The sequence below is a fragment of the Bacillus sp. AY3-1 genome (genome assembly GCF_008368785.1).
Taxonomy (GTDB): Bacteria; Bacillota; Bacilli; order Bacillales; family Bacillaceae_G; genus Bacillus_A; species Bacillus_A wiedmannii.
Window position 1 is genome coordinate 719,797 of the sequence record NZ_QORZ01000016.1, and the last position, 24,708, is coordinate 744,504.

At 31.7% G+C, this 24,708-nt stretch carries 30 protein-coding genes and 1 pseudogene; 19 read left to right on the top strand and 12 right to left on the bottom strand.

The genetic code is table 11. The annotated features are described in order from the left end of the window. The first annotated feature begins 112 nt into the window (after positions 1-112). The 3 genes from DN389_RS15035 (at position 113) to DN389_RS15045 (ending at position 2,923) form a co-directional block, all read left to right on the top strand. Positions 113-883, top strand: coding sequence for an arylamine N-acetyltransferase family protein (locus DN389_RS15035; RefSeq protein ID WP_149237324.1), 771 nt, complete (start codon positions 113-115; stop codon positions 881-883). Between the two features lie 144 nt (positions 884-1,027). Then, positions 1,028-1,681, top strand: a complete 654-nt coding sequence (locus DN389_RS15040; protein ID WP_088063640.1) for a YdeI/OmpD-associated family protein — start codon at positions 1,028-1,030, stop codon at positions 1,679-1,681. A gap of 126 nt (positions 1,682-1,807) precedes the next feature. Further along, positions 1,808-2,923: an NAD(P)/FAD-dependent oxidoreductase gene (locus DN389_RS15045; RefSeq protein WP_060486860.1), complete on the top strand. Its 1,116-nt coding sequence runs from the start codon at positions 1,808-1,810 to the stop codon at positions 2,921-2,923. Between the two features lie 43 nt (positions 2,924-2,966). Here DN389_RS15045 and DN389_RS15050 read toward each other — a convergent pair whose 3' ends face one another. Next, positions 2,967-3,416, bottom strand: a complete 450-nt coding sequence (locus tag DN389_RS15050; protein WP_088122279.1) for an NUDIX hydrolase — start codon at positions 3,414-3,416, stop codon at positions 2,967-2,969. 48 nt (positions 3,417-3,464) lie between these two features. Next, a complete protein-coding gene (locus DN389_RS15055; protein WP_060486781.1) occupies positions 3,465-3,722 on the bottom strand; it encodes a hypothetical protein in 258 nt (85 codons plus the stop codon). 201 nt (positions 3,723-3,923) lie between these two features. Between DN389_RS15055 and DN389_RS15060 the strand changes: the two genes are divergently transcribed. The 4 genes from DN389_RS15060 (at position 3,924) to DN389_RS15075 (ending at position 7,129) form a co-directional block, all read left to right on the top strand. Then, positions 3,924-5,354 carry a PQQ-dependent sugar dehydrogenase gene (locus DN389_RS15060; protein WP_149237325.1) on the top strand — a complete coding sequence of 477 codons (1,431 nt, stop codon included), beginning with the start codon at positions 3,924-3,926 and terminating at the stop codon, positions 5,352-5,354. 141 nt (positions 5,355-5,495) lie between these two features. After that, positions 5,496-6,068: a YybS family protein gene (locus tag DN389_RS15065; protein ID WP_149237326.1), complete on the top strand. Its 573-nt coding sequence runs from the start codon at positions 5,496-5,498 to the stop codon at positions 6,066-6,068. A gap of 39 nt (positions 6,069-6,107) precedes the next feature. Beyond that, positions 6,108-6,671, top strand: coding sequence for a GNAT family N-acetyltransferase (locus tag DN389_RS15070; RefSeq protein WP_149237327.1), 564 nt, complete (start codon positions 6,108-6,110; stop codon positions 6,669-6,671). 77 nt (positions 6,672-6,748) lie between these two features. Continuing rightward, positions 6,749-7,129, top strand: coding sequence for a nucleotide excision repair endonuclease (locus DN389_RS15075; protein WP_001048941.1), 381 nt, complete (start codon positions 6,749-6,751; stop codon positions 7,127-7,129). 54 nt (positions 7,130-7,183) lie between these two features. On the opposite strand, the gene DN389_RS15080 is transcribed toward DN389_RS15075, so the two are convergent. Further along, entirely contained in the window at positions 7,184-7,390 is a 207-nt protein-coding gene (locus DN389_RS15080; RefSeq protein ID WP_000267713.1) for a hypothetical protein, read from the bottom strand. A 132-nt stretch (positions 7,391-7,522) separates the two neighbouring features. Here DN389_RS15080 and DN389_RS15085 point away from each other — a divergent pair, with 132 nt between their 5' ends. From DN389_RS15085 to DN389_RS15105, 5 genes are all read left to right on the top strand, one after another. Then, positions 7,523-8,302, top strand: coding sequence for an undecaprenyl-diphosphate phosphatase (locus DN389_RS15085; protein WP_149237328.1), 780 nt, complete (start codon positions 7,523-7,525; stop codon positions 8,300-8,302). A gap of 71 nt (positions 8,303-8,373) precedes the next feature. Then, the gene (locus DN389_RS15090) at positions 8,374-9,696 is read left to right on the top strand and encodes an NAD(P)-binding protein (protein ID WP_149237329.1); all 1,323 of its coding nucleotides are present in this window, start codon (positions 8,374-8,376) and stop codon (positions 9,694-9,696) included. Positions 9,697-9,758: 62 nt separating this feature from the next. Further along, positions 9,759-10,286, top strand: coding sequence for a GNAT family N-acetyltransferase (locus tag DN389_RS15095; protein ID WP_060486788.1), 528 nt, complete (start codon positions 9,759-9,761; stop codon positions 10,284-10,286). Positions 10,287-10,302: 16 nt separating this feature from the next. Further along, positions 10,303-10,824, top strand: coding sequence for a YfiT family bacillithiol transferase (locus DN389_RS15100; RefSeq protein WP_087984454.1), 522 nt, complete (start codon positions 10,303-10,305; stop codon positions 10,822-10,824). Position 10,825: 1 nt separating this feature from the next. Continuing rightward, entirely contained in the window at positions 10,826-11,299 is a 474-nt protein-coding gene (locus DN389_RS15105; protein WP_098190837.1) for a GNAT family N-acetyltransferase, read from the top strand. 121 nt (positions 11,300-11,420) lie between these two features. On the opposite strand, the gene DN389_RS15110 is transcribed toward DN389_RS15105, so the two are convergent. Beyond that, the gene (locus tag DN389_RS15110) at positions 11,421-11,798 is read right to left on the bottom strand and encodes a PH domain-containing protein (RefSeq protein ID WP_000522480.1); all 378 of its coding nucleotides are present in this window, start codon (positions 11,796-11,798) and stop codon (positions 11,421-11,423) included. 179 nt (positions 11,799-11,977) lie between these two features. On the opposite strand from DN389_RS15110, the gene DN389_RS15115 reads away from it, so the two are divergent. The 6 genes and pseudogenes from DN389_RS15115 to DN389_RS15140 all read left to right on the top strand — a co-directional run bounded on the left by DN389_RS15115 (position 11,978) and on the right by DN389_RS15140 (position 16,374). After that, positions 11,978-12,829 carry a patatin-like phospholipase family protein gene (locus DN389_RS15115; protein WP_149237330.1) on the top strand — a complete coding sequence of 284 codons (852 nt, stop codon included), beginning with the start codon at positions 11,978-11,980 and terminating at the stop codon, positions 12,827-12,829. 12 nt (positions 12,830-12,841) lie between these two features. Further along, positions 12,842-13,198, top strand: a complete 357-nt coding sequence (locus DN389_RS15120; protein WP_149237331.1) for a YxiJ-like family protein — start codon at positions 12,842-12,844, stop codon at positions 13,196-13,198. Positions 13,199-13,466: 268 nt separating this feature from the next. Then, entirely contained in the window at positions 13,467-13,832 is a 366-nt protein-coding gene (locus DN389_RS15125) for a hypothetical protein (RefSeq protein WP_060486793.1), read from the top strand. Positions 13,833-13,912: 80 nt separating this feature from the next. Continuing rightward, positions 13,913-15,056, top strand: a pseudogene (locus DN389_RS28815) (alpha/beta hydrolase). 16 nt (positions 15,057-15,072) lie between these two features. After that, positions 15,073-15,480, top strand: coding sequence for a DnaJ family domain-containing protein (locus DN389_RS28820; RefSeq protein WP_141555004.1), 408 nt, complete (start codon positions 15,073-15,075; stop codon positions 15,478-15,480). Positions 15,481-15,558: 78 nt separating this feature from the next. Then, positions 15,559-16,374, top strand: coding sequence for a YwqG family protein (locus DN389_RS15140; RefSeq protein ID WP_149237332.1), 816 nt, complete (start codon positions 15,559-15,561; stop codon positions 16,372-16,374). A 721-nt stretch (positions 16,375-17,095) separates the two neighbouring features. On the opposite strand, the gene DN389_RS15145 is transcribed toward DN389_RS15140, so the two are convergent. Then, positions 17,096-17,491, bottom strand: a complete 396-nt coding sequence (locus DN389_RS15145) for a RidA family protein (RefSeq protein WP_098190843.1) — start codon at positions 17,489-17,491, stop codon at positions 17,096-17,098. 152 nt (positions 17,492-17,643) lie between these two features. Continuing rightward, a complete protein-coding gene (locus DN389_RS15150) occupies positions 17,644-18,639 on the bottom strand; it encodes an LAGLIDADG family homing endonuclease (protein ID WP_149237333.1) in 996 nt (331 codons plus the stop codon). A 293-nt stretch (positions 18,640-18,932) separates the two neighbouring features. Here DN389_RS15150 and DN389_RS15155 point away from each other — a divergent pair, with 293 nt between their 5' ends. Next, positions 18,933-19,895 (top strand): MBL fold metallo-hydrolase, encoded by a 963-nt coding sequence (locus DN389_RS15155; RefSeq protein WP_060486796.1) that lies wholly within the window; start codon positions 18,933-18,935, stop codon positions 19,893-19,895. Between the two features lie 61 nt (positions 19,896-19,956). Here DN389_RS15155 and DN389_RS15160 read toward each other — a convergent pair whose 3' ends face one another. From DN389_RS15160 to DN389_RS15185, 6 genes are all read right to left on the bottom strand, one after another. Beyond that, positions 19,957-20,895, bottom strand: a complete 939-nt coding sequence (locus DN389_RS15160) for a hypothetical protein (RefSeq protein WP_060486797.1) — start codon at positions 20,893-20,895, stop codon at positions 19,957-19,959. A gap of 97 nt (positions 20,896-20,992) precedes the next feature. After that, the gene (locus tag DN389_RS15165; RefSeq protein WP_097857613.1) at positions 20,993-21,505 is read right to left on the bottom strand and encodes an NUDIX hydrolase; all 513 of its coding nucleotides are present in this window, start codon (positions 21,503-21,505) and stop codon (positions 20,993-20,995) included. A gap of 22 nt (positions 21,506-21,527) precedes the next feature. Further along, the gene (gene dnaN, locus DN389_RS15170; protein ID WP_149237334.1) at positions 21,528-22,658 is read right to left on the bottom strand and encodes a DNA polymerase III subunit beta; all 1,131 of its coding nucleotides are present in this window, start codon (positions 22,656-22,658) and stop codon (positions 21,528-21,530) included. A 30-nt stretch (positions 22,659-22,688) separates the two neighbouring features. Further along, the gene (locus tag DN389_RS15175; protein WP_046954038.1) at positions 22,689-23,132 is read right to left on the bottom strand and encodes an NUDIX hydrolase; all 444 of its coding nucleotides are present in this window, start codon (positions 23,130-23,132) and stop codon (positions 22,689-22,691) included. A gap of 266 nt (positions 23,133-23,398) precedes the next feature. Beyond that, positions 23,399-23,914 carry a DinB family protein gene (locus tag DN389_RS15180; protein WP_088091541.1) on the bottom strand — a complete coding sequence of 172 codons (516 nt, stop codon included), beginning with the start codon at positions 23,912-23,914 and terminating at the stop codon, positions 23,399-23,401. A 216-nt stretch (positions 23,915-24,130) separates the two neighbouring features. Further along, positions 24,131-24,547, bottom strand: a complete 417-nt coding sequence (locus tag DN389_RS15185; RefSeq protein WP_061672987.1) for a GNAT family N-acetyltransferase — start codon at positions 24,545-24,547, stop codon at positions 24,131-24,133. Positions 24,548-24,708: the final 161 nt, after the last annotated feature.

Here is a 24,708-nt window from a genome sequence, read left to right on the forward strand (position 1 = left end):
TTAGACTTTTTGTACCGGTACAGTTAAACGAAATGTACATTGTTTCAGTACCCCATCAAATTTACAATTAGCATATACTATTTTAACTTATAAATGTTAAGGGGTGCTGAATATGACAAGTCTACAATACAAACTGTTTACAAGATTGAATCTTACAAACCGTACTGAAGTGAAGTTTGAAGAATTAAATACAATTCTCTTTGCATTTGCACACACTATACCATTTGAGAATTTAGATGTTATAGCACGCAATGCGAATACAATTACTATGGAGAATTTACAGAATAAAATTTTAACTACATCTCGCGGCGGACTTTGTTATGAATTAAATACTCTTTTTTACTACTTTTTAAAAGATTGTGGTTATGATGTACAACTTGCACTTGGAACCGTATATAAAAATGAAATCAATGCATGGGCACTTGAGGATGGACATATAACGATTATTTTAAAGTATGCTAACGAACGATACTTAATTGATGCAGGTATTGCTTCCTTAGTACCTTTAATCCCTGTACCTTTTACTGAAGAGCCTGTTTCCTCTAAAAATGGTTCGTATCGAGTGAGAAAACGAGACACAAGTAAAGGAAATTACGTTCTAGAAAGAAAAGATACGAACGGAGAGTGGAAAGTTTGTCATGCCTTTTATAATCGTATCATTGATGAGACAGTAGTGAACGATGTTCAAAAAAGAGTAATAGAAGATGAGAAATCTATTTTTAATAAGGGACCAATTGCAGTGAAATTAACGGACTATGGCCATGTCTCTTTAACGAATACGAGTTTAACTGAAATGATTAATGGGGAAAAAATAAAATGTGAAATTACAGAAGATCAATATAGAGAGCTATTAAATACTTTATTTGCTATTGAGTTGAGATGAAACGAATAGCTAGCCGATTCTTACGCAGAATCGGCTATTTTATTAACTTTAATTTAAAATAACTATTAAAGTTTGATTTTATTAATAGATATAATACACTAGAACAGTATGTACAATGAATTTTGAATGTAAAGGAAGATTTTTATGTCAATTATTGATAAATTGAAACTTAATAAGTATACAAATATGGTCGTAATGAATGAACCTAGTGATTATGACATTTTTACAGGAAAAGAAACTGCATTTTCAAAAGAACACGATGCCATTTTTATTTTTGTAGAAACACTTGATGAAATGGTGAAACAAACGAATTATATTATTAGTAATGAAGAATTATTAATTGAAAAAGGCTACATATTCTTCGCATATCCGAAAAAAGGTAATTCTCGTTACAGTACGTTTATTCACCGTGATGAGATGTTTCCAGCGTTAAACGTTGGCGAAGATGGGTATGTAGGACAGAGTGATATTAAATTTGCACGAATGGTAAGTATGGATGATGTCTTTACTGTAGTGGGTTTAAAGCGTGAAAAGAAAAAAGAGAAGAAAACGCCTGCTATGAGTCAATGTGTTGCCGATTATGCAGATCGTATTAAAGATGTTGAAGCATTATTAGTTAATCATCCAAATGAACTTAAATTTTATCAAAGTTTAACACCTGGATATCAAAAAGATTGGGCGCGTAATTTATTTTCTGTAAAACAAGAAAAAACACGTGACAAACGTCTTGAGAAAATGATTGAAATTCTTTCACAAGGCTATAAAACAATTGAATTATTCCGCAAAAAGAAAAAATAATGGTTAGGAAAATCACAATGATGCAACAATTAATTACGCTTAGCACATTGAAAAAAGGATTCCTTTCAGTATACTAAAGTAAGTTCTTATATTTAAATAATTAGCAAAAGAGAAAAGGTGTTTGAAATGAAATCGTATATTGTAGTTGGAGCTGGTATTTTAGGAGCGTCTACTGCTTATCATCTTGCTAAAGCAGGTGCGAATGTTACTATCGTTGATCGACAACAATTAGGGCAAGCAACTGATGCAGCAGCTGGTATTGTATGTCCTTGGCTTTCACAGCGTCGTAATAAAGCGTGGTATAAAATTGCTAAAGGCGGTGCACGTTACTATTCTTCTTTAATTCAGCAATTAGAAGCAGACGGTGAAACGGATACAGGATACAAACGTGTAGGTGCAATTAGTTTACATACTGATGAGAAAAAGTTAGATAAAATGGAAGAGCGCGCTTATAAACGACGTGAAGATGCACCAGAGATTGGTGAAATCACTCGCTTATCAGCTGAAGAAACGAAAAAATTATTCCCAGCATTATCTGAAGAATACAGTTCTGTTCATATTAGTGGCGCTGCACGAGTAAACGGAAGATCATTACGTAACGCATTAATAAGTGCTGCAAAAAAACATGGCGCAACTTTTATAAAAGGAGACGCAGTATTAGTCCGTGAAGGTAATCATATTATTGGAGTTAAAGTAAATGACGAAACAATGGTAGCAGAAAAGGTAATTGTAACTGCAGGGGCATGGGCGAATGAAATATTGAATCCATTAGGAATCAATTTCTTAGTTACGTTCCAAAAAGGACAAATTGTTCATTTGCAAACGGAAAATACAGCAACCGAAAATATGCCAGTTGTTATGCCGCCAAACGATCAATACATTTTAACGTTTGACAATGGTCATGTCGTAATTGGTGCTACTCATGAAAACGAAACTGGCTTCGATCATCGTATAACAGCAGGTGGTTTACATGAAGTATTCCATAAAGCATTAACAGTTGCACCTGGTTTAGAAGATGGTACTATGCTTGAAACGAGAGTTGGGTTTAGACCATTTACACCAGGATTCTTACCTGTTATCGGACCACTTCCTAACTTCGACGGTATTCTTGTTGCAAACGGATTAGGAGCTTCAGGTTTAACAGCTGGTCCATATTTAGGTTCAGAACTTGCTAAATTAGCACTCGGACAACCAATTGAATTAGATTTAAACGATTATGACGTTGCTGGTGCAATTGAATAACAAAAAAAGATTAGGATTCGTTCCTAATCTTTTTTATTTATAGCTAATACTTTAATTGCTTTAATAACCTTTTGTTTAATTCCCACAATGCTGTTTTGTTACTATCCCATTTCAAAAGCATTACTGCATCCTCAAAGCATAACCATTTATAATTGGAGTGTTCTTTAGATAATGAAACATTTTTTGTAGAAACTTTAACTCCAAAAGAAAATTCTTTTATTACATAAACATCTTCTCCCCAAAGAAATCCTCCGACTACATCCTCTACAGGTAGTGAAGAAACAGAATCTAATTTTATATAGGGACATTCTTTTATAATACCAGCCTCTTCAAACGCTTCTCGTTTTGCTGATTCAATAGGAGTTTCACCATCTTCTCCACCACCAGCTATTCCTTGCCAATAACCATAATCACTTCGGTTAAAAATAGCGTATTGAATAGAATCTTCAATTATTATATAAGGAAATATTAATACTTGATATGGTGCTCTCATTGCATAACCTCTTTCTGAAAATAAGCTTTAAATAAACATGAATAATTGTTAATTATTAAATGGAGTGGGGGTTCTTTTGAATAAAAACACCACTGATAAAATAAAGATTACAGCCTTCAAACTACCCCAATATGGATAAACAGTATGATCAGTTAAACTAGCATATTGAAAGATATTCTCTAAACCGAAAATCCCAATAACGACTGCTAAGAGAAAAGCAGCTTTTCCAATAGTACTATTACGATAGAGGGTAAATAAGTATATTGCACATATAAGTGGTACGATGATTTGTAGTAAGATTGCCATGAATTGTCCCCCTAATTTATATTTTATACTTATATTATATCAAAAATGTAATAAAAAGGAATGTAAGTTAATTGATGCTAAGTAGAAAACAGACTTGTACGAACAGGGATATCACACTTTTACGTCTATAGTTTTGATACTAATTTAACTACTCTCATCATATTCTTCTATTAAAAAGAATAACAAGGAGTGTAAAGTTAATTGACAAAAGTTAAGGTTCGTTTACGGCCCATCGTTCATAAAGTAAATTTACCGACTGTATTGAAAACAGCTATACTTCCAGGTGAATCGATCGAAAGACTATTTATCGCAACTCAATTAGGAGAGGTTTTTTACATAGGAGACGGAGATATAAAGATATTTTTAAATATTCGTCACCGAATTATTAAATTAGGTACATTTGAAGAAGGTGTTTCTAATAGCGGTTATGATGAACGCGGATTGCTGGGACTAGCGTTCCATCCACAATTTAATCATAACGGCTTATTTTACCTTCATTATTCAATGGCTGGAACTCAAGGACCAGGTTCGCTTTCAGAACAATTTAAACCGAATCCTTGTGACCCGAAAACTTTAAATTTAAAGTGGACAAATAGAGATACTCAATATGATCATATTGATACAGTTGAAGAATGGGTTTTACAATCAAATGGCCAACCTCAAAAGCGAAGAACATTACTTAATATAAAACGGCCATTTTTTAATCATAACGGCGTAAATAGCTTAAACTTTTCACCTGAGACTGGAAAACTTGTTTTTACTAATGGAGATGGTGGTTCTGGCTATGATCCGTTTAATTTAAGCCAGGATGATTTAGAAATAGCGGGTAAAATAATTGAAATCGATGTAAGTAAAAATACGTCCATAAATAATCCTCCAGTAGTTACACGTTTTAATGAACTTCCTCTATCTATTCAAGAAACTCTTACATTAATTGCAAAAGGCGTACGTAATATAACAGGTATTTCATTTCAAAGGTTGCATAATCAATATATCAAATATGCCGGTAACGTCGGACAAGATATTGTAGAGTCTATTTTTTCTTTTGTTCTATATAAATCAATACCAGTTACCGAAATCGTTCAAACCCATTTAATGAGAGATACTCCTGATCAATATGGAGTTATTAATTTTGGGTGGAGAGGATGGGAAGGGGAATTACCTACTTCTTTTATAAGGCACTGTTCTGAGAATCCTACTTTGGATGAGAGGATAACGGCTTATTATGATGAAACAATAGTAACATCAGTAAATCGTATTCAACCTCTAATAAGTTATTATCATAAAGATTCCAGACCGGATAAGTTTGGAGGAACTTCACTTACAGGAGTTCAACCATATATGGGGACTGCAATCCCAAATTTAACAGGTAGCGTCGTATTTACTGACCTTGCTAAGAAAGAAGAATCTCAGTCTCCAGTAAAGGGTGCGTTAGCTTATTCTAGAGCTGGTACGCATGGTAAACATACTGACTTTCATGTTATTGAAATCGATTATGATTTTGGTACGCAAGCGGATTTTGATATGAGTTTGGGAACAAATTTAGATCAAACTAGATTATATTTAGGGGTCTATGGTTCTATGAAAGTAACGGATTTTAACAAAGGTACTATTTTTGAAATCGTTCCTTGATATGATAAAAACTTTCAGATACATTCTTTATATAATCGTCTATTGTATAATGATTGATTCCTTTTAGAAGGTAACAAATAAACAATAAGTGTATGAATAAAAATAGAAAGTGATAAATTAGATATCTTTAGGGGGATTTTGATGAATCACTTTAGAAACTATTGGTATCAACCGATGATCGCGCATGATGCGAATTTTGTTCATAAAAGAAAGATGACGCCAGCAAAGAGGTTAGTGATTACAGCGTTACTCGGTTCACTTGCTGCTATTTTTCAATCTGCCGGGAACCTAATCCCTGGTATAGGCTTATTTATTAGTCCTTTTGCGACGCTGCCTATATTTTTCGCTATTTGTTATTCTACTCGCACGGGAATACTTTCTTACATTCTTACTATTCTCCTATTATTTATTATTGAGCCAAGCGAACTAATTGTCTTTCCTTTTACTACAGGTTTATTAGGTATAGCGTTAGGAGTATCCTTTATACAATTCAAGAGAAGGATTTTGATTGTTTCCTTTTCAGCAATATGTCTACTTCTAGGTATTATAATTGTACTTAATATCTTTCGATTTCCTGTATTAGGTCCTACTGTTCATACAACTTTGGATATAAAAATTATTCTATTAATATTTATTCTGAGCTTTCTATACTGCTGGATCTATGCAGGCATTTGTAGAATAATGTTGAATAGAGTATATAAAGTATGGTCTTAACAATTTCTCATATATTTTTAAAGATTGGAGATTCAAGTCGTGTATAACGTTAAAATTAGAAGACCTAATTCGGATGATGTAGATGAACTGAATATGTTTTTTCGTCTTGTTATTACTGACACATTTAATAATGAAGGGTTATTACAATTATTAGATGACATAGAAAATGAAATACATACGAAAAAACAGTATTTGAAAAATGATATGGAGAGCAATGGAGACAGTCGTTACTTTTTATTAGCCATTGATACAAGTAATGATAAAATCATTGGAACAATTGAAATCGGTCCAGCAAGTACATTGATTCATAGCTGTACAGGTGGTGTATTTAAAGATTTATATGAAATAGGAACTGTATTTGTACTACCTGAATATCAACGAAATGGCATAGGCAATTTATTACTACATGCAATGTATATTACGTTACTTAGCAGAGGAATAACAGAATACTGTTTAGATAGTGGATACAAAAAAGCACAAAGTATATGGACGAAGAAGTTTGGAGAACCTAGTTATGTACTGAAGGAGTATTGGGGAGAATCAAGCGATCATATGATTTGGAAGAAGAGTTTACATGATACACCTATAATATTTGAATTATAAAATGAAATATGCCTCTGAACGTAGCTTTTCTTACATATGTATGCTATTATTTATCTTTATAATAAAAGAGGACGTGAATGAACTTGATTAAAATTAATATTCCTGAAGCTGATGTTTCAATTACTGAACGTAAACAAGTTATTAAAGGAGACGAGCCAATAATTACTCCAATTAATGGATTTATCGATTTCCACTTGTTCCCTAGAGATAAAGGCGGCATTTTTATGTTTTACAATATTAATGACGAACTTCTTTTCGTAGGTAAAGCTCGTAAAATTAGACAACGTATTAAGAAGCATTTTGAAGACAATGTTTCACCAATTAAAAATCACCGTGATGAAGTATACCGCATCGATGCATGTATCGTAGAGGATCCAACAGAAAGAGAAATTTACGAAACTTACATTATTAATGAATATAAAGCAAAATATAACGTTGATAAAGTATTCTATAAATAAGTAATAAAAAAAACAATCCTAGCGCATATACTGGGATTGTTTTTTTATTTAAATTTAGTCCTCATATTTTTCTCCTTTTTTTAAATGATTAGCAACAATAAAACAGCATACACCTATACATATAAGTACAATTCCAATCGATTTATGTTTTCCCTCAAAAAAAGGAATATCAGAAATAACATTTGTCATACATAACCCTATAAACACAAGGATAGGTCCTGCCCACAGTAATACATTGCCGAATTTCGTATGTTGCCACATAGTAACCCTCCTTACCTCTTTTTACATATATATCTATAAAATAAAAGTAAATTCATAGAGAAATATAGTTTTTTTCATATCGAAAATTTAACCTTCATATATTGGTACAAGCAAACGAGAAAGGGGACCATCATGAATTGGTTAGAAGCTTTTATATTAGGAATCATACAAGGTTTAACAGAGTTTTTACCGATAAGTAGTACGGGTCATCTTTATTTAGGAAGGCATTTGTTTCAATTAGATGAAGCAGGATTGTTTTTAGATACGATGCTGCACATTGGAACTTTGCTTGCAGTGTTTATTTATTACAAAAAAGAATTTATATATTTAATTAAAAATCCATTTTCCAAACTAATGCTACTACTTATTGTCGGGACGATACCCGCAGTTGTAATCGGATTGTTATTTAAAGACTTTTTTGAGGATATTTCAAAAACAGGCATTACGATTGGATGGGAGTTTTTAGTGACAGGTTTCTTTCTATATATGGCTGAAAAACAAAAAAATGGTCGTAAAAAAATGGATGACATTACATATAAAGATGCATTTATTATCGGTTCATTTCAAGCTGCTGCTATTTTCCCAGCAATTTCTCGTTCTGGTATGACAATCGTTGCTGCATTATGGAGGAAGTTAGACCGCGAAACTGCTGCTTACTTTTCTTTTTTATTATCAACGCCAGCCATTGTCGGAGCTATCATTTTGCAATTAGCAGATGTTTATCAAGGGAAAGCAGAATCTATTTCTAGTACATCTTTAATCGTCGGCACATTATCAGCAGCGTTTTTCGGTTATATAGCCGTTTCATGGATGATTCAATATTTAAAACGTCACTCCTTAAAAGTATTCGCGTATTACGTATGGGGATTAGGCATTTTAATTTTAACGTTACAATTTACTCATGTTTTTTAATGTAGTAACTATTCGTTTAGATCCTGTTTCATTCATACAAGGCAGGGTCTTCTTTCATTAAGGGGGAAAATATGTTTAATAAGGCTATCGTTATTGGCGGAAGTATCGCAGGAAAACTCGCAGCAAAAGCATTATCATCTACTTTTAAAGAAGTAATCATTATAGAAGCTGGTGAAAGATGGGATGGAAAGTCTTCGAGAAAAAGAGTTCCACAAAGTAATCATCCTCATGTGTTATTAAAAGGTGGAGAAAAAGCGATTGAGGAATTGTTTCCTACTATCACTAATGAATTAATTGAAACAGGTAGTATCGTAAATAACTTTACTCGTGATATAAAATGGCATCAATTTGGTTTATGGAAACAGCAATTCATAGGTAAAGTACATATGATTCAACAAAGTAGGTTTTTGCTTGAATGGCATATTCAAAAACGAATTAATGATATTTCAAATGTTACCACTAAATTTGGAACATTAGTTGATGGTTTATTAGTAGATGGAAAGCTTAACAAAGTAAGTGGAGTAAAAGCTAAATGCTTAGAGACGGGCACGCAAGAAGAAATTCAAGCAGATATTGTTGTTGATGCAAGCGGATTCGGTTCAAAAAGTATAGCGTGGTTACGTGAATACAATATTGAAGTGCAAGAAGAGAAAGTGCGCATTGATTTGTTTTACGCAACTAGAATGTTTAAACTTAAAGAAAATGAGAAATTAGACTGTTGTAATATGCTAATGTCTCCAAGTTTCCCTGACAATCCGTATGGTGTTCTTATTCAAACGATTGAGGATAATCGCTATTTTGTTACTTTCAGCGGATATGCAAATGAGAAAGCACCACAAACAGATGATGAGTTTTATGATTTTGCTGAAAACCTATCAATTTCTAATGTGACAGATTTTCTAAATAAAGCTGAGGCAATTTCAAATATCAAAACGTACAAAATTCCTTATCAAGTACGTCGGCGATTTGATTTAGTTAATCATTTACCAGAAGGATTGTTAGTAGTTGGGGATGCACATTGTCGTTTTGATCCTGTTTTTGGGCAAGGTGTTTCAGTTGCTGCTATGGAAGCTCACCAATTGCAGTTACTTTTGCAAAAGAGACAAAAGCTTGATAAAACATTTACACAGCGATTTTATAAAAAGACCGCTAATATCATACAAACTCCTTGGGAAATGACTACAACGGAAATATCACGTCATCCTCAGCTAACAAGAATATTATCGATGAAGCAAAAATTTCAGCTATGGTATACGAAACAAATATATGAACTATCTGCAACTGACTCTAATGTTTATATTCGATTAGTAAGAGTGATGAATTTAATTCGTAGTCCATTGCACCTATTTCATCCGAAAGTACTACTTACTGTATTACTGAAGCGAAAGAAATAGCAGGAAAATAATCGATTAAAAAGAATATATAACAGTTAGTATATATAGAAGGAGTGAGCGAGATGAAAATATACATAGAACAATTAAAGAAACACGATGCTAAAGATTTATTTACGTTTGAACTTACGAATAAATCTTTTTTTGAAACAATGGTACCAAATCGTGGCTCGCAATATTTTAATTTTGAATATTTCCGAAAGCTACTAGACGATTTATTAATAGAACAAGCGGATGGAGATTCTTATTTTTATTTAATTCGTAATGAAGAAAAAGAAATTGTAGGACGAATAAATTTAGTAGATATTGATACAGAAACTCGAAGGAGTTCATTAGGGTATCGAGTCGGAGAAAAGTTTACTAAAAAAGGGGTTGCAACAGCAGCTGTAAAATTAGTTTTAGACGTAGCGAAAAATAATAAAATTAATGAGATTCATGCTAAAACAACTACTAATAATCTCGCATCACAAAGTGTATTAGAAAAAAGCGGGTTTTCTTCTTATCAAGACGAAGCAGATACAAATTCTGTAGAATTAAACGGGGAACATGTGAAGTTTGTACATTATATATGGAGAAATACTTCGCGCTTATAATAAGGGGGACTTATACATGAATGATTTACGTTATCCAATTGGGCAATTTACATACAAACGTCCTATAACTGAAGAAATGATTGATACATGGATTCAAGAAATTGAAGATTTACCTAATGAACTAGCAAAAGCAATTAAAGATTTAGATCAGAAGCAGTTAGACACACCATATCGAGTTGGTGGATGGACGGTTCGTCAAGTAGTTCATCACGTTGTTGATAGCCATATGAATAGCTACATACGCTTTAAATTAGCACTAACAGAAAAGAATCCTACTATTAAACCATATAAAGAAGAGAAGTGGGCAGAACTACCTGATTCTAAATTACCAGTAGACGTTTCACTAGTAATGTTAGAATCGTTACATAAAAGATGGGTTAACCTTTTATATTCTCTAGAACTAGAAGATCTAGAAAAGACATTTAATCATCCAGAAACTGGTGAAACAAAACTTGCTGCTGCAATTGGACTATATGCATGGCATGGACGTCATCATACAGCGCATATAACTTCATTAAGAAAGCGACTAAATTGGTAACATGGAGATTGCATTAGAGAAGGCAACAGAAAATGATGCAGCAGTTTTATTTCAAATGCAAATAGACTCATTTAGCCCTTTATTAAATAAATATAAAGACTATGAAACAAATCCAGCAAATGAAACTATTGAAAAAACTATTTTAAGGATAAATAATCCAAGCAACAACTTTTATAAGATGATAATAGATTCGAACCTTGTTGGAGCGATATGTATATCCCAAAAAGAACTACCTTATAAATTTTGGATCAGTCCAATGTTCATTCATCCAATCTATCAAGGGAAAGGAATCGCTCAAAAGGTACTTATTTTAATTGAAAAGATTTTTCCAAAAGCACGGAGTTTTGAACTTACTACGATTTTAGAAGAAGAAAGAAATTGTTTTCTATACGAAAAAATGGGGTATAAAAGAACAGAAGTAATAAAGAAATTAAATGATAGAACTACACTCATTTATTACAAAAAAGAAAGGTAAAGCATTTGAAATACGCTTTACCTTTTTCTGTTACTTAAGATTAAATATACAAAAGCGATGCATATTCTTACAAAATACTCGGGTTAGTAATTTTAGCACTGAATAAATATACATAAAAGCGTTATTTCGTCGTATATGTTACTAACGCTTTTTGAATGCTTAAAACACTATCGTCACCTTTAAATTCTTTCGTAATTGGTGTACTCAAACTAGATACCCAAATTTTAAGCTCAGCGTCTAAATCAAAATGCCCAGCTGTTTCAATGCTAAATTGTGTAATGCTTTTATAAGGAATAGAATGATACTCTGTTTTTTTACCTGATATCCCTTGTTTATCTACTAAAATAAGACGACGATTTGTAAATACGATTAAATCACGAATTAATTTATAAGCATGTTCAACTTTCTCATCGTCTAACATAATCTTCTCTAAATCACGTTCTACACTTTCTGTACTCGTATTTGATGCATTTCCTAAAATACCGCTAAATAAACCCATATGAAATTCCTCCTCGGTTAATTGTGGAATGTATTACTTATATTGTACCATGCTATTTACTAAGAAATTATGGCATTACTTTAGTAGTTTCTGGTTATTATTGCAATTCGTTTATATAACCTCGTCTTAAAATCTTGTGTTAACATGTAAGTAAGAAAAAAGAAGCAGAGGGATATAGCATGAAAAATATAGGTTTAGTATTAGAGGGCGGAGGAATGAAAGGTCTATATACTGCAGGAGTACTTGAATATTTTATGGAAAAAAACTTATTCTTTCCGTATGTAGTTGGCGTATCCGCTGGTGCATGTATGGGCGCAACTTATTTATCACGTCAAAAAGGAAGGAATAAAAAAGTAAATGCAGAGCTAGTGTCAGATCACCGATATATATCTTATCGAAATTTGATTCGAAAACGTGAATTATTTGGAATGGACTTTTTATTTGATGAAGTCCCTAATAAAGTTGTTCCATTTGATTTTCAAACTTTCTTAAATTCCAATGAACAATTTGTTATAGGAACGACTGATTGTGATTCAGGAAAAGCAGTTTATTACAATAAAATAGAACACGGAAATGATATTTTAAAAATCATTCGCGCATCAAGTTCTGTACCGTTTATAGCGCCTGCTGTAGAATATGATAATCGAAAATTGTTAGATGGAGGGATTATAGATCCTATACCGGTTCTAAAAGCACAAACTGATGGTTATCAAAAGAACGTCGTGATTATGACAAAGCCAGAAGGATATGAGAAGCAGCGGAATAAATTTTCTGGTCTGGCTAAAATTTTATATAGTAAATATCCGAAAATCGCAGAACATTTAGTAGAACATTATCGTTATTATAATGAAACCGTAACTTATATGAATGGCAACGAACAGAAAGATAATTTTTATGTAATTCAGCCTAGCTCACAACTTCCTATAAGCGGAATAGAAAGAAATAAAGAAAAGCTAGTTAATTTATATAATCTTGGCTATAAAGATGCTCAATATCATTATGAAAAATTATTAAGTTGGATAGAGAAATAAAGGGGTGGAAAGTTGCTATTAGGTAAAATGGTTATTTTTAATGAATTGCAGAAAATGCATAGTCTGCTGCATCGTGCTACAGGAAAATTGCAACGAGACTTAAAAAGTAAATTTACAGATGATGACTGTATAAACGCTGATTTTAATCATTATTGGATGCATACAGCAGGTACTTTAAGTTCTGTACTAAATGGAAACGAACAGAACATTACGTTTCAGCAAATAAAGTGGTTAAGGAAATCGTTTTTTGAATGGTTTCCGCAATATCGTTCTATAGAAACAGAAATTGTGAAGTATCCCGTTTTGTATAGAGATTTCATGAATTATGAGAAAGCGCGAAAACTATTACTATATTATCTTACTGAATAAAAATTAAAACGTACAAGTTATGCTGCTTGTGCGTTTTTTGTTCATAAAAAAGACAATATTTATACCTTGCTTATATAGGAATTTTAATGTGCAGAAAGAAGTACTTATAGAATGAAGTAAGGGAGGAGAAGCGTTTAGCGATTGTTTTCCTTTAATGGATTGTCCAACTCGAATATCGTTAGTTATTTATGATAAAATATTTCGAGTGAAATCAAGTACTTATTATATCCAGTATTAAATAAGTTAAGCCAGGAGGAACAACAGTAAAATGGAAAACGTATCAAATATAGATAAATCGGAATCAATAAAATCTTTACAATCGACTATTCGTAAACTTGAAAATGCACTATTACAGATGACTCAAAAAGGTGCAAATACTACATTAGTGAAAAAACGACTTAAAGCCGTTTGTGTAGGGTTAGCAGTACTAGAAAACGTTTGGAATCAAGAAAGTCACCAGTATAGTCAAGAAGAGTTAGCAGAAGCTCGTAATGTCCTTGTTGGTTTACTTCCATCAATTGAGAGAGCCTATGATAAGTCTAAAGTTGGTAGTCCACAAAGAACTCTTTTAACAAGACGAATCAAAGCGTTGGAACTTTCTATTCAGGCAATTGATAAACTTTCTAATAAATAACTCATCTAAATACAATATCATCCTAATCCTAATTTTTATAAAAGCAATCTAGTGAAAAGAAATACAAAGGAGGAAGATGGGTGACTTCAATAATTAGTCCTAAGTTAGAGGAGCTTAATAATCAATTAAAAAATGGAAACGAGAAAGCTTTTTATACTTTTTTGCATGAAATAAAGTCAAATCATACGCCAAACTGAAAATGTTTATGTATTCGGTAGTTTTCCTGGTTGGGATCTGTCTGTAAATCAATTAAAACGATTGTTACAGACAGACAGATATTTGTTATGAAACGTTTAGGACGGATAAGAGTTTTATTTCAACTTACTATTTTTCAGTAAACGATTTTTTCGAAAATGATTGGATAAAGCGTAGTGAACAGTACGAACTAGACTGATTTAATGGAAATACATTTGGAGAAGGTGCTAATAAAGCATCAGTGTTAAGTATAGGGATGGAAGTGCAGTATAGCAGTCGTTTCCCTTCAAATCATTATCCATCTGGAAAAATTGAAACACATTCTTTTCATAGTACGATTTTAAATAACACACGTAAAATTCATATTTATACGCCTCATGATTATTTTCACACTTCACATCCTCAAGAACTTCTCATTGTATTTGATGGGAATTCATTTATTAAGAACCTTTCAATCGCAAAAACACTCAATTATTTAATATACGAAAAAGAAATCCCATCTTGTATTGCTGTTGCTATAGAACCCGTTGATCGACTAGAAGAGCTAACTTATAACGATAAAATGAATACATTTTTAACGGAGGAACTACTTCCGTGGATTCAAGCTAGGTATCACGTATATCAAGAAAAGAATCATACAACAATTGCTGGTTTCAGTCTTGGTGGCTTAGCAGCTTTTTATGCAGCGCTTCAAAATCCACATGTTTTCGGAAACGTGTTATCAATGTCTGGATCCGTGCATTGGAAAAAGGGTGGTTATGAAAATCAAATTCCTTGGATTGAAAATCAAATTTCATCTATAGATTCCAATACGAGTCAAACTCATTTTTACATAGCAGCAGGAGAACTTGAAAACAAACCTCTTTTAACGGCTAATAGGCGCCTGTATAAAGCTTTAAAAGGAAAGGGGTACCAAATACTTATGAAGAGTTTCAAGGCGGACATGACGGCGTGTGGTGGCGAGAAAAGTTGTTTGATGGATTGAAAGCATTAAAACTAAAAAAAAAAAAAAACGACACTATAAAATAAAAAGGAGCGAGAATCTATGAATCAAGAAGAAATAGATAAAAAACTGAAAAAGCAAGAGATTTTAGTAAAAGATGAGAAAGTTTGGTCCTATACGTATGAGGATCATATTAGTTCTATCGTTAAAGAAGCAGAAAAGAAAGGGTCTTTTAATAATTTACTCGGTAAAGGGAAACCTCTTAATCTTGATAAAGACCTTTCGTACAATCCTGAAAAACAACTGTATAGAACTTTAAAGAATAATCATGTTTTACCTAGGTGGATTGAGCTTTCAAAGGAAATTGATGAATTAAAAGAAAAACTAAAAGATAATACAAATACTGCAGAAGCGGCGGATCTAATTCGAACTATTAATAAAAAGGTATTAGAACATAATCTACTTTGTCCACCAAGTGCGCAAAAAACGAGGGTGAAAACGGATTTTTAACAATTTTCAATTAAGCCATCACTTGCTATATAATTAAGTAAGGTATTATCCATTCATTTTTAAAGGGAGGCAAATGTGATGAAGAATACGTATCAACTTCAAATTCCGAAAGAACTAGAAAAATATCGTAGTATTTTAGAAGAAAGTGTGAAACCGTATGTTAAAGTGTCTGGAACATTAGCAGAGACGACGCTTTTTGAGAGTAAGTTTGGTGGTTATCCGTATTTACCTATAGATCAAGAGCATCCTAAAGATTCAAATGGACAACCTATGATGTTACTTGCGCAGTTAAACTTTGAAGAAATGCCGCATGTTGAATATATGCCTCAAAAGGGAATATTACAGTTTTTCGTAAGTGCTGATGATGAGCTTTATGGAGCAGATTTAGATCATCGAACAAACCAAAAAGACTTTCGAATTATTTATCATTCTACAATTATAGAAGATTTAAATAAGGTTATTACTGATTTTAGTTATTTAAACACTTTAGAATTAGAGGACTTTATCATTCCTGAAGCAGCGAAAATAAAGTTTGAATTAGGTTATCAACCAGTAACATCAAGGGATTATCGATTTGAAAAGATTTTTAGCGATAACATTGATTGGGAAGAAATTGTTGATGAAGAAAATAATACAGAATTAGGCGAACTGTATGATGATTTATGTAAAGATCAAGGGCATAAAATTGGTGGTTATCCATTTTTCACACAGACAGATCCAAGGGAATGGGAAGAAAAATACCAGCAACATGACATGTTATTGTTGCAAATTGATACAGATGATTCATTAAATATTATGTGGGGAGATTCTGGTGTTGCTAATTTCTTTATAAAGAAAGACGATTTATTAAATCTAGATTTTTCCAATGTTATTTACAATTGGGATTGTTATTAAAAATATATAAATGAAATACTAGCAAGCTAAAAAATCTTCCTAAAGGTGAGGGAGATTTTTTTATGTTAAAAATAAACGTTATGTTAACTAGAATAAAAAACAATGAGTGTAATGAAAGTCAAGCGTAAATAACAAAAATAATGTAAAGTTGTAAAACGTGTGTAAATAGCAATAAATTCATTAAGTACAACATAAAATAAAATTACTAATTTATATTTTGTATAGAAATAATTTTTCTGTATAAAAATTTCTTGCCGATCAAAAATGATTTTGATTCGATAATTCTTATTGGATTATTGATTTGAATTTGCTGTGATGGATTTATAACAATAAAACGATAAAAACTGTAGAAATTCGTTTAGATAAGATTTTATGTAAATCTCACTAAAAATCTCCGTTTCGTCTCATTAAGTATAGTTTACTTGGTTTTTGATACCTGATATCGCTTTGCTTCTATAACTGCCTATAATATATATTATGTTAACTAACTTAAAATAATAAACTTATTAAATGTTAGCATTAGTGTTTAGCCTCCCCTTGTTCTTTTTAATCATTCTGTGTGATGGGATTGTTTAGTTGTTTGTTTTTTTGTTGTTTTATAAGTTGTTGATGAAAATGTCTCCAGATATAAATTATATTTAAGACAATAAAAAATGCAATTCGTTTTAAATGAACGCATTAAACGAATTGCATTGATGTGATTACGAATGAGTTTTTAAAATTAGTTTGCCACAGCAATTGCTTCGATTTCAATTAATAAGTTATCGTTAATTAACTTTCTAACTTCAACAGCTGAACTTGCTGGTGGATTTTTAGTGTTAATGTATTGATCTCGAATATCTCTAACAATGGCCATTTGAGAAATATCTGTTAAGAAAAATGTTAATTTTACTACATCATTAAATCTTAATTCCGAAGTTTCTAATGCACTTTTGATGTTTTCGAATACTTGTCGCGTTTGTGTAGCTAAATCGCCAACGCCAACTATTTGACCATCCGTATTGATCGCTACTTGTCCAGATATGTAAATTGTTCGTTTAGCGTTACTAACTTCGACAACATGCGAATATCCAAAAGTTGGTGGCATGGTTTCTGGATTGATAAATTTCTTTTGCAAGGTGTCTCTCTCCTTTTTTAGCAAATTAATTGTAAAATCTATGTATTTATTATGTTCCATAAATAAAACTAAGAATCCTTTAATGATTTCAAATTAAAAACCTTAGTATTGCTATCTTCATACCTATACTAAGGTTTTCTAGAGTTTTATATTTAGTTATCGCTAGTGGAACTTGTCAAACTAATCTTTTCATACTCTGTTTTAAATTGATTATCATTTTTTAACCAATGTTTAAAAGTCGATTCGCTTATTTCTAAATTTGAACAAGCTAAAGCATTACATTTATCTTTCATGTATTCTTTAAGGAAATTTTGTTTTCTTTGTTTAACGACGGTTTGAGTTTGTTTTAGTTTTCGATCTTGTAATTGACCTAAACTTAGACTTTCTTTCTGAAACACTTCATGTTTTCTATGCAAATAAATATCTTTGTCTTTATAAATCCAATTTGAAAATAGTTGTATTGATTTTCTTCCAGATAAAATAACGCGATAATGTTTGTTTTGATTTAGTAAATCGGCTCGTAAATTGTGATTTTGAAGAATTTGATGTAAAGAATTCATAAATCTATATGATCCTCCTACAAAGCTTACTGTATAAGTTTCATAATTGACGTAACCATCCCCATCAAAATACCCACGAACAAAATGATGTAAATATTCTTCTGGTACAAAAGGAAATTCAATGTTAAATGATTTACATGGCATGATTCCGTGTATGTTCATAAGGTCGTCTTTTATTGTTTTGCTATTAATATTTAGCATATATACGCCTGTTTTTTTATTTTGGTAAAGTGGCTGGTTTGTTTTTAGTTCTTTTTTTATGTCTTCTAAAATGTAACTTTCTTTTTGTGATATACTGACGCATTGATTTTCTTTTTGTATGACACCATCTGCTGCTATAAATCCTAATATATAAGCCATATTATTTGACCACATTTTAAAATAATCTTCTGTTATGTCATACTTTCTCTTCCAGCTCCCTATAGCACGCCTTGGAACGTTGCTGTCTGATAGAACCATACGAATATATCTTGCAGACACATTAGCAAGCATGGCGATTTCTGAGGTACTCTTCCCTTCTGCATACAAATGAATGATTTCAGATTTTGATAGTTTACATTTTGATTTCTTTTTTCTATCTGCATGCATTTATAAATTCTCCTTCCTTTTATTATTTACAGGCGTATTTACTTCTATAACATATAACGAAACGTATGTTCTTTGTTGCTTGTAAGAAGAAATTTACTAAATTTAAATAATTTACATTTACTTCATATTCGTTTTATCTGCTGCTTGATTTATTTTTTATATATAAGAATAATGAATTTGACAAATTTATGAAATGTACTGAATTTAAGATGAAAGGTAAATTAATTTCGTTTAAACTACAAATAGCTACAATAACAACATACGTATATTGTTAAACGTAAAAAGGAGAACGAATGAAAAAGAAATATATGAATCAAATTCATACTGATGTAAGTTTTAAACCGAAAGATATAATCGGTTTAATGACTGATTACTTTAAAATGAAATCAAAGCTGCGTCCTTTAAAGAATTTACCTACTGTTTTATCGGATAAAAATAATGAGTCTTTAGAGAGTGTGACATGGTTTGGGCACTCTGCTTCTCTTTTGAAAATAGAAGGTAAAACATTGTTATTAGACCCAATGTTTGGAGATGCCTCTTCCCCATTTCCTCTGTTTAATAGTAAACGTTATAGTGGTATTTTTTCTTTAGAACGTGAAGACCTTCGAGAAATTGATGCGATTATCATTTCACATAATCACTATGACCATTTGAATTACAAGAGTATTATGCAGTTAAAAGATCGTGTGAAGCATTTTTATGTTCCAACTGGAGTTGCGCAATATTTAATTAAATGGGGTGTTTCACCTAGCAAAATTAGTGAACATAATTGGTGGGACGAAATTACGTTTGATAATATAAAATTAGTTTGCGCACCTGCAAGGCATTTCTCAGGACGAAGTATGACAGATAGAGATTGTTCGTTATGGTGTTCATGGCTTATTCTTGGTCAAGAGACTAAAGTTTTCTTTAGTGGTGATAGCGGGTATGCTCCTCACTTTAAGGAGATTGGTGATAAATACGGTCCATTCGATCTTACGTTAATGGAATGCGGGCAATATGATCCAAGGTGGTCTGCTATTCATATGTTACCAGAAGAGACAGTGCAAGCTCATATTGACGTGAAAGGAGAATTACTTCTTCCGATTCATTGGGGTGCTTTTACATTATCATTACATGAATGGAGTGATCCTATTGAACGTGTGACAAAAGAAGCAAAGCGTTTAGGAGTTAATATTGCAACGCCACAAATTGGTGAATCTATCACGTTAAAATCTACATACTATCCTTCATCAACTTGGTGGAGAGAAATTTAACTATAAATAAAAAAAGAGCGATCTCTATTATAAGGAATTCGCTCTTTTTCTGTATTTAACCTTATTTCACTATATTTGCTTTACCGCTATCTAAAACTCTATTTGTTTGTACAGAGGTAATATTAATAACCGTATTCATACTTTTATCAGTTAGTTCAATAAGTTCGTTTTCGTGATTGATTTTCTGTAAATCCCACACCATTCCATTGAACTCGTTATGTTGTCCACTTACTCTTAATATATTTTTCGTTTTACTTGATGGCTGTAATTGTAGATTTGTAAATTGATTACCGCTAATTTCATTTGGTGTAGTTACATTACTATCCATATAAATCATATTTACACAATCTTCAAGTGAGAAGTTTATAAAACGGTTGGCATTTATCCAAGCATAACCAGATTGCGGTTTCTTTGCTACTAATTTCAGCCCAGTTTCCATTCCTACAACTTTTATATTTTCAAAGTTAATAAATGAAATTTCATTTTCTTTCCCACCAGAATACAAAGAAATTCCAGTACCTTTATTTGTTTCTGTCCAATTAATAATATTTATATCTTTTATTTGTGTTTTGTGCCAAGTGTTATAATACTTATTTTTGCCGTCTAAATATATAACTTCAGAATTAAATGTAGGATCGTTTACAGCTATATAGGCTCCTTCGATAGAAGCGTTTTTTTCTAATTCTAGAACTCTGAAATTACCTTCAACAACAAACTGTGTTCCATAACCGAATAATAATTTTACACCTTTTTTCACTACGATTGGTGACGTGATTTTATACTTCTTATCCTCAAGCAATACTGTTTTAATTGTACTTGATTCTGCTTTATTAATAGCAGATTGTATTTTGTTTGAATCATTTTTACCTTTAAAGTCTTCTACATACACTTTATCATTTTTAGCTACGCTATCTTTTTTGTTGTATTGATAAAAAGCAAAAGTAATTAAAACTACAGCTATGAGTAAAATAATTATTTTCTTCATTACACTCATCCTCATATAAGTTTTCTCCTTAGCTACTCTTCGAATAATCTATGGCTTTTATATTTAGGCTATAATGATTGTGCTGCGTATTATAGATTACAATTCCTGCTTTTTATAATTGAACTATATTATCTATAGAACTATCCTGCTTAATCAATTCCGCATTCCTATAATCTATTAATTTATGATTAGATAAAACAAAATTGTGCTCTAATATTAATTCATTGTGGAATAAATCCGGTAAAAATTTAGGTATCATCTCTCCTACGCCGTAATTATAGTCACTTAGAATCCAAGAAATCTCTTTCCAATCTAAAATTCCTTCTGATACTTTTTTTGGAGTGTGATATGTAAATTCATTATGTAGCTTTACTAAATAAACATACATACCACCAGAGTAAGATGAGTCCTCCCACTTAATAATGCCTTTAAACTGAATTTGTTCATGCGTAACTTCTATATTAGTCTCTTCTTTTATTTCACGAATCGCATTTTCTAAAGGTGTTTCTCCCTTTTCTATCTTTCCACCTACCCCGTTCCATAATCCTTTTACAGGGTCATATTCTCTATTTAACATAAGTATCTCTTCATTTCTCTTTATAAAACATAAAGTGTGCTTGTACATAATGTGATTCCTTCCTTTGTTATTAATAAGCTCTTACTGGAGATATAAGATATACTGCTGCAGATGGTGTCCCTGCTTCAATTAATATTGGTCTCATAGAACCGCTGAAACTTAAAGTAACCGTTTCTTCTTTTATCGCCTTTAAAGCATCCATCATAAATCGTCCATCGAAAGATATACTTAATTGTTTTTCACCTTGAATCTCATCTATCTGTTGTGTCTCGGATATTTTTCCAATCTGAGAAGCGTTAGAAGAAATTTTAATTGTGGATTCGTCTATGATTTCTAAGTTAACATTGTTATTTGCCCATTCACTTGATAATAAGCTGGATCGATCTACACCTTGTAAAATCCTTTTTCTATCTACGTTAATGACTGTTTGAAATTCATTTGGAATTAAACTAGATATATTAGGATATTTTCCCTCAATTAATCTTGAATATAATGTAGTTGTACCGAATGTAAAAATAATGTGACTTTCTGAAAGATAGATGTATACGAATTTTGAATTACTATTCATTAATTTTAGCAGTTCACTAATAGTTGCACTTGGTACGATACAACTTGCTTTTACCTCTGTAGAAATTATCGTTTCGCGTATAGCAAGTCTATGTGAATCAGTTGCTACACAAATTAATTTATTATGATCTAACTCTATATGAACACCGGTAAGAACAGGTCTAGATTCATTTTTAGCTACTGCAAAGGCTGTTTGTTTAAACACTTCAATCAATTGTTCCGTTTCTACTTGAATTTTTGCATGATCGTCTATAAGTGGTACATTCGGAAACTCATATGCTGGAAGCCCATTTAAGTTTAATGTGATTTCTTCTGACTGTATCGTAATTATTTGCTCATTCGTACTTTTTAATGATACATCGCTTGGCATTTTCTTTATAATTTCAATAAAATATTTTGCCGGTACTACAATAGTTCCTACTTTTACTATAGTTGTAATTTGATCGTCTTCGTTGGAACTAGGGATGAATTTTTCAATGAAAATATTTGAATTACTTGCGATTAAAGTAATTCCAGATTGATCTGCAGTTATTTTTATACCAGATAATATAGGGATTATAGCTTTGGTAGATATAGCTTTACTTACTTCTGAAAGTGCTTGAGTGAAATGTTTATGATTAACGATAAACTCCATTTTTTCCCCGCCTTACATGAAATGATAATTTTATGAAGATTGATGAGCGATTGTTCCGTTAAAAAAGTAAGGTACAGTTTCTTTACTTTGTACTATATTTAGTAAATGTTCTGGTATACGTAAATGCGGTGCTGCTCTATGTAATTCCATCCAAGTAATCTCTTCGATTTCTTTTGGCCTTGATATATTTGTCTCTCCGCCAATTATTTCACCTAAAAAATTAAAGAAAATTGCATGGTGACCTCTCTCTTCGAAAAAAGCTTCGCTAATGTAACAAATACCGTTTACAGTTATATGTAGCCCGGTTTCTTCTTTCACTTCCCGAATTACTGCCTCCTCTAACGTTTCTCCTAATTTAACTGCACCACCTGGTAGCGTGTAATAAGAACCATTCATCCCTTTGTTTTTTACCATTAAGATCTTTTCATTTGTTTTATCGTATAAAAGTGCATATGTAACATTTACTTTTTTCATACGTACCTCCTCTGTTTTTACTAAAAGGAATTTTCTGTCTATTTATCATTCTATCATTAACTTGTTTTAATAATTAGAATAAAAATTGATTAAATTAATACTAAATGAAAATGCCAGAATAACTCCTAAATTAGTAAAAACCCTGCTCCTATTTTGAGACGAGGTTAAACTTATATAACAAACGGATTCCAAATTAACGTTTCTTTAGATCAATTTTAAAAGTATACATATGAGACCCGTATTTTTTGTTAATAGCCAAAGATTTTTTACTTCCCAATTTCACAAAGTAGTTTTATCTCTTTGATTTGTTCTATATGACGCTGTTCATGCAAATAGATCAGTTCTATCCACTGATCAAGAAGTAATTCTCCAAGAGCTGGATGCATCACTGATTTTTTCGTTAATATAGATTCATCTTCTATTGTACTTAGGAAACGCATTAATTCTTTTCTCGATTCGTTTAACAAATCGACCATTTGCTGCACTTCAAATGGTTCTAAACTTGGTTCAATCATTCCTGGAGCTATAAATTTTAGCGATCTATCTTGTAATATAGAGCGGATTTCTCGACGCTCTTTTAGGGTACTATCAATCTTTTTTAAGCCAGATGAAATAACCTTTATGACCACTTTATCCAATAAAACTAAGTGATGACATACTTGTGCTATACTCCATTTATTCTTGTCTGGCTTACTATTGAATTGAGCATCATCCAATATCATAATTTCCTCGAATAGATGTTTTCTCGTTTCATCAAACCTATCATTTACAAATGAATTCATAACATTTCCCCCTTCATCTGAATGCATATATTTAGATGCCTATTTTAGATATATTCGCTATAAATAATTAGTTTCCCGTAACTAATATTCCACTTCGATCTTTTTTTTGCTTTAGAAGTGCCTCTAAATATGAATTCACTCAAGATTCTCCTTTAAATGCATAATCCAAAAGGATAAATTTGTATTCAAAATACTAACGTTACTTCTATATACACTTTATAAACGTTTTTCTAAATAGTAATGATTATGTCCTTTCGGATGATCTTCACTTACTCCAATCACTTTATATCCATGCTTTTTATAGAAATCAGGCGCCTGAAAGCTAAAAGTATCTAAATTGATTAACCTACAGCCTTTTTCAATTGCGAATTCTTCAATACGTTTTATTAACTTGCTTCCATAGCCTTCGTGTCTTTGTTCTTCAGAAACCCATAAGAAATCAACATGAACATGGTGCCAAAATGAAATTGCGGTTATTCCACCTACTATTTCTTCCTTATCATTTTTTACTATAAAACTAATTTTTTCTGATGGCTTTTTGTCTTCATCTGAAATATGTTTTTGGTTATATTCAATTACTTTTTCTCTTATGTAATTACTATCTTCTTGGACCCATTGTTTTACTATTTTCATTTTAATTATCACGCTCCTTTTAAAGTATCTATTCAATTTAATAATCGTAATATCCTGTCTAACTTAATAGTCGTAGGGCACTGTTTCATTTCACTAAAATAAATAAAAGCCCTACTACACTTCATCTGTAATAAGACTTTTATACACTGTATAGAATCGAA

What these genes read in the sequence shown, in the direction of transcription:
- DN389_RS15035 (WP_149237324.1), top strand. Translation starts at nt 113, where the DNA reads ATGACAAGTCTACAATACAAACTGTTTACAAGATTGAATCTTACAAAC.
- DN389_RS15040 (WP_088063640.1), top strand. Translation starts at nt 1,028, where the DNA reads ATGTCAATTATTGATAAATTGAAACTTAATAAGTATACAAATATGGTC.
- DN389_RS15045 (WP_060486860.1), top strand. Translation starts at nt 1,808, where the DNA reads ATGAAATCGTATATTGTAGTTGGAGCTGGTATTTTAGGAGCGTCTACT.
- DN389_RS15050 (WP_088122279.1), bottom strand. Translation starts at nt 3,416, where the DNA reads ATGAGAGCACCATATCAAGTATTAATATTTCCTTATATAATAATTGAA.
- DN389_RS15055 (WP_060486781.1), bottom strand. Translation starts at nt 3,722, where the DNA reads ATGGCAATCTTACTACAAATCATCGTACCACTTATATGTGCAATATAC.
- DN389_RS15065 (WP_149237326.1), top strand. Translation starts at nt 5,496, where the DNA reads ATGAATCACTTTAGAAACTATTGGTATCAACCGATGATCGCGCATGAT.
- DN389_RS15075 (WP_001048941.1), top strand. Translation starts at nt 6,749, where the DNA reads ATGAACTTGATTAAAATTAATATTCCTGAAGCTGATGTTTCAATTACT.
- DN389_RS15080 (WP_000267713.1), bottom strand. Translation starts at nt 7,390, where the DNA reads ATGTGGCAACATACGAAATTCGGCAATGTATTACTGTGGGCAGGACCT.
- DN389_RS15085 (WP_149237328.1), top strand. Translation starts at nt 7,523, where the DNA reads ATGAATTGGTTAGAAGCTTTTATATTAGGAATCATACAAGGTTTAACA.
- DN389_RS15090 (WP_149237329.1), top strand. Translation starts at nt 8,374, where the DNA reads ATGTTTAATAAGGCTATCGTTATTGGCGGAAGTATCGCAGGAAAACTC.
- DN389_RS15095 (WP_060486788.1), top strand. Translation starts at nt 9,759, where the DNA reads ATGAAAATATACATAGAACAATTAAAGAAACACGATGCTAAAGATTTA.
- DN389_RS15100 (WP_087984454.1), top strand. Translation starts at nt 10,303, where the DNA reads ATGAATGATTTACGTTATCCAATTGGGCAATTTACATACAAACGTCCT.
- DN389_RS15105 (WP_098190837.1), top strand. Translation starts at nt 10,826, where the DNA reads ATGGAGATTGCATTAGAGAAGGCAACAGAAAATGATGCAGCAGTTTTA.
- DN389_RS15110 (WP_000522480.1), bottom strand. Translation starts at nt 11,798, where the DNA reads ATGGGTTTATTTAGCGGTATTTTAGGAAATGCATCAAATACGAGTACA.
- DN389_RS15115 (WP_149237330.1), top strand. Translation starts at nt 11,978, where the DNA reads ATGAAAAATATAGGTTTAGTATTAGAGGGCGGAGGAATGAAAGGTCTA.
- DN389_RS15125 (WP_060486793.1), top strand. Translation starts at nt 13,467, where the DNA reads ATGGAAAACGTATCAAATATAGATAAATCGGAATCAATAAAATCTTTA.
- DN389_RS28820 (WP_141555004.1), top strand. Translation starts at nt 15,073, where the DNA reads ATGAATCAAGAAGAAATAGATAAAAAACTGAAAAAGCAAGAGATTTTA.
- DN389_RS15140 (WP_149237332.1), top strand. Translation starts at nt 15,559, where the DNA reads ATGAAGAATACGTATCAACTTCAAATTCCGAAAGAACTAGAAAAATAT.
- DN389_RS15150 (WP_149237333.1), bottom strand. Translation starts at nt 18,639, where the DNA reads ATGCATGCAGATAGAAAAAAGAAATCAAAATGTAAACTATCAAAATCT.
- DN389_RS15155 (WP_060486796.1), top strand. Translation starts at nt 18,933, where the DNA reads ATGAAAAAGAAATATATGAATCAAATTCATACTGATGTAAGTTTTAAA.
- DN389_RS15160 (WP_060486797.1), bottom strand. Translation starts at nt 20,895, where the DNA reads ATGAGGATGAGTGTAATGAAGAAAATAATTATTTTACTCATAGCTGTA.
- DN389_RS15165 (WP_097857613.1), bottom strand. Translation starts at nt 21,505, where the DNA reads ATGTACAAGCACACTTTATGTTTTATAAAGAGAAATGAAGAGATACTT.
- dnaN (WP_149237334.1), bottom strand. Translation starts at nt 22,658, where the DNA reads ATGGAGTTTATCGTTAATCATAAACATTTCACTCAAGCACTTTCAGAA.
- DN389_RS15175 (WP_046954038.1), bottom strand. Translation starts at nt 23,132, where the DNA reads ATGAAAAAAGTAAATGTTACATATGCACTTTTATACGATAAAACAAAT.
- DN389_RS15180 (WP_088091541.1), bottom strand. Translation starts at nt 23,914, where the DNA reads ATGAATTCATTTGTAAATGATAGGTTTGATGAAACGAGAAAACATCTA.
- DN389_RS15185 (WP_061672987.1), bottom strand. Translation starts at nt 24,547, where the DNA reads ATGAAAATAGTAAAACAATGGGTCCAAGAAGATAGTAATTACATAAGA.